The sequence below is a fragment of the Thermoanaerobaculia bacterium genome, assembly GCA_035260525.1.
GTDB lineage: Bacteria > Acidobacteriota > Thermoanaerobaculia > UBA5066 > DATFVB01 > DATFVB01.
On record DATFVB010000218.1, the window covers coordinates 1 to 2900 of the forward strand.

General features: G+C 73.3%; 3 protein-coding genes. All 3 read left to right on the forward strand.

What is annotated here, in order from left to right; translation table 11 throughout:
- On the forward strand, positions 1-1036 hold a 1036-nt coding region (locus VKH46_11125; GenBank protein ID HKB71386.1), incomplete at its 5' end, for an enoyl-CoA hydratase-related protein.
- A complete protein-coding gene (fabG, locus tag VKH46_11130) occupies positions 1033-1782 on the forward strand; it encodes a 3-oxoacyl-ACP reductase FabG (GenBank protein HKB71387.1) in 750 nt (249 codons plus the stop codon). The genes VKH46_11125 and fabG, both read left to right, overlap by 4 nt.
- Positions 1779-2876: a 6-hydroxycyclohex-1-ene-1-carbonyl-CoA dehydrogenase gene (gene had, locus VKH46_11135; GenBank protein ID HKB71388.1), complete on the forward strand. Its 1098-nt coding sequence runs from the start codon at positions 1779-1781 to the stop codon at positions 2874-2876. Before fabG ends, had begins: the two co-directional genes overlap by 4 nt.
- Positions 2877-2900: the final 24 nt, after the last annotated feature.

A 2900-nucleotide genomic window follows, 5' to 3' on the forward strand; every position in this document is an offset into this window, starting at 1 on the left:
CTTTGGGTTCCAGGAGATTCTCTACAGCAAGCGCGATTGGGTGGCGACGGTGACGATGAACCGTCCCGACAAGTACAACGCCTACACCTATCGGACCTTGCAGGAAATGACGCAGGCATTCCGTGACGCTGCCTGGGACGACCAGGTTGCCGTAGTCGTGCTGACCGGCGCGGGCGAGAAGGCATTCTGCACCGGCGGGGACGTCAAGGAGTACGCGGAGAAGTACGTCGCCGCGCCCCGGGACTACTGGAAGTACATGGCCCTGTTCCGCGCGTACATCGACGCGATCCTCTCGACCGGAAAGCCGGTGGTCGCCCGGATCAACGGGGTCGCCGTCGGAGGCGGCAACGAGACCGTCCTCGCCTGCGACCTCGCCGTGATCGCCGAGCACGCGTCGGTCGGCCAGGTCGGGGTCCGCGTGGGATCCGTCGCGTGCGGAGGCGCCACGCAGTGGCTGTCGCTCGCGACCGGGGACAAGCGCGCGCGAGAGATGCTGTTCACGAACCGGCAGGTGCCCGCGCGTCAGGCCCTCGAGTGGGGCCTCGTCAACCGGGTCGCGCCGACGGTCACCCGCGAGGGCCGTCTGGTCGACGCGCCGTCGGCCGAGGAGATCGAGAAGGCGCGCAAAGGGCGGGACGGCTACGGGATCGATCTCTCCCGGCTCGACGCGGAAATCGACGCCCTGACCGCCGAGCTCCTCGCGACGTTCCCCGAGTGCGTGCGCTACACGAAGCAGCAGGCGAACTTCTGGAAGGACTTCGCCTGGTCGCTCACGGTGCGCCACGCCCAGGACTGGCTCGCGCTCCACTACACCGATTACGAGCCGCTCGAGGGCATGACGGCCTTCGCGCGCAAGCGCCCCGTCGATTTCGCCGCGGTGCGGGCGCGCGCGACGACTCCGGGAGGCTCGCCCGAGACGCCCTGGGGCGCGCACGTCGGGGAATGCCCGTCCTGCGGGGCCTCGGGGCTGCCGTCGACGTTCCGGTTCTGCGGAGTCTGCGGCGTCGAAGTCGCGGCCGCGGCCGTCACGCCGTGAAGCGGCGCGCCCTCCCGTTTCGCGGCCGCGTCGCCCTCGTGACGGGAGGCGCCTCCGGCATCGGGCGCGCCTGCGCCGAGCTCCTCCGGACGGCGGGCGCGGCGGTCGCGATCGTCGACCGCGACTCCCGCGCGCTCGCCCGCCTTCGGCGGCGCTTCGACCGGGAAGACCTCTACGACGCCGACGTCGCCGACGCTGCCTCCGCCCGCGCGATCGTCGCCGACCTCGTCCGCCGCCGCGGACGACTCGATCACCTCGTGCTCGCCGCCGGGATCTGCCGGGACGCGGTCCTCTGGAAGATGACCGACGAGGAATGGGACGCCGTGCTCGGCGTCGATCTCGGGGGGGCCGCCCACTTCGTGCGCGCGGCGGCGCCCACGCTGCGGAAACAGGGAGCGGGCCGGATCGTGCTCGTCTCCTCGATCAACGGGCGGCGCGGGAAGTTCGGGCAGGCCAACTACGCCGCCGCGAAGGCGGGGCTCGTCGGGCTCGCGCGCAGCGCCGCGCGCGAGCTCGCCGCGTCCCACGTGACGGTCAACGTCGTCGAGCCCGGCTTCACGGAGACGCCGATGACCGGGCGGCTCCCCGAAGCGGTCCGGCAGCGGGCGCTCGCGGAGATCCCCCTCGGCCGCGCCGGGAGCGCCGCGGACGTCGCCGCCGCCGTCGGGTTCCTGCTCGGCGAGGGCGCTTCCCACATCACGGGCGTGAGCCTGCCGGTCGACGGGGGGCAGGGAATGGGCGGATGAGCGGCTACGTCGGCTACGCGCTCGAAGCGGCGGGGAGCCCGCTCCGCCGCGTCGAAAGGGCCGTTCCGGCGCCAGGCCCCGGAGACGCGCTCGTGCGCGTGGCCGGATGCGGCGTGTGCCACACGGACGCGGGGTTCCTGGACTCCGGCGTGCGCACCCGGCATCCGCTGCCGCTCGTCCTCGGCCACGAGATCTCGGGATACGTCGAGGACGCGGGAAGCGCTTTCCGACAGCTCGTGGGGCGCGCCGTCGTCGTGCCCGCCGTGCTGCCGTGCGGGATCTGCGCGGACTGCCGGGCGGGGCGGCCGACCGTCTGCGCTTGCCAGGTCATGCCGGGGAACGACTGCGACGGCGGCTTCGCCACGCACGTCGTCGTCCCGGCCCGCTCGCTGTGCGAGGTGCCGGGCGCGACGCAGGACCCGGACGCGCCCCTTTCCGGAGGAACGACGCTCCGCCACATGGCCGTCGTCGCCGACGCGGTCTCGACGGCGTACCAGTCGGTGCACCGGTCGGGCGCGGCGCGGGGGGACGCGGCGGTCGTCGTCGGGCTCGGCGGGGTGGGCGGCTACGCGGCGCAGATCGCCCGCGACCGCGGCGCGGCCGTGATCGCGGTCGACGTGGATCCCGCGCGGCTCGAGTCCGCGCGCGCGCAGGGCGCCGTCGGGGCGATCGATCCTTCGGGGCTCTCCGGCAAGGAGGTTCGCGCCCGGGTGCAGGCGGCGGCCCGCGAGGCCGGCGCCTCGGCTTCCGGCTGGAAGATCTTCGAGTGCTCGGGGACGGCCGCCGGGCAGGCCACCGCCTTCGGTCTCCTCGGGCCCGCGGCGACGCTGATGGTCGTCGGCTTCACGCTCGACACCGTCGCGATCCGCCTCTCGAACCTCATGGCGTTCGACGCGAAGGCGGTCGGCAACTGGGGATGCGACCCGGCGCACTATCCGGAGATCGTCCGGATGGTGCTCGAGGGGAGGATCGACATCGTGTCGTCGACACAGATGCGTCCGCTTTCCGCCGTCGGGCGGGTGTTCGAGGAGCTGCGCGAGCATCGCGTCTCCGGCCGCGTCGTGCTCGTTCCCGAAGGGGAGGCGCGCGCGTGAGCGATCCGGTGCGGCTCGTCTCCG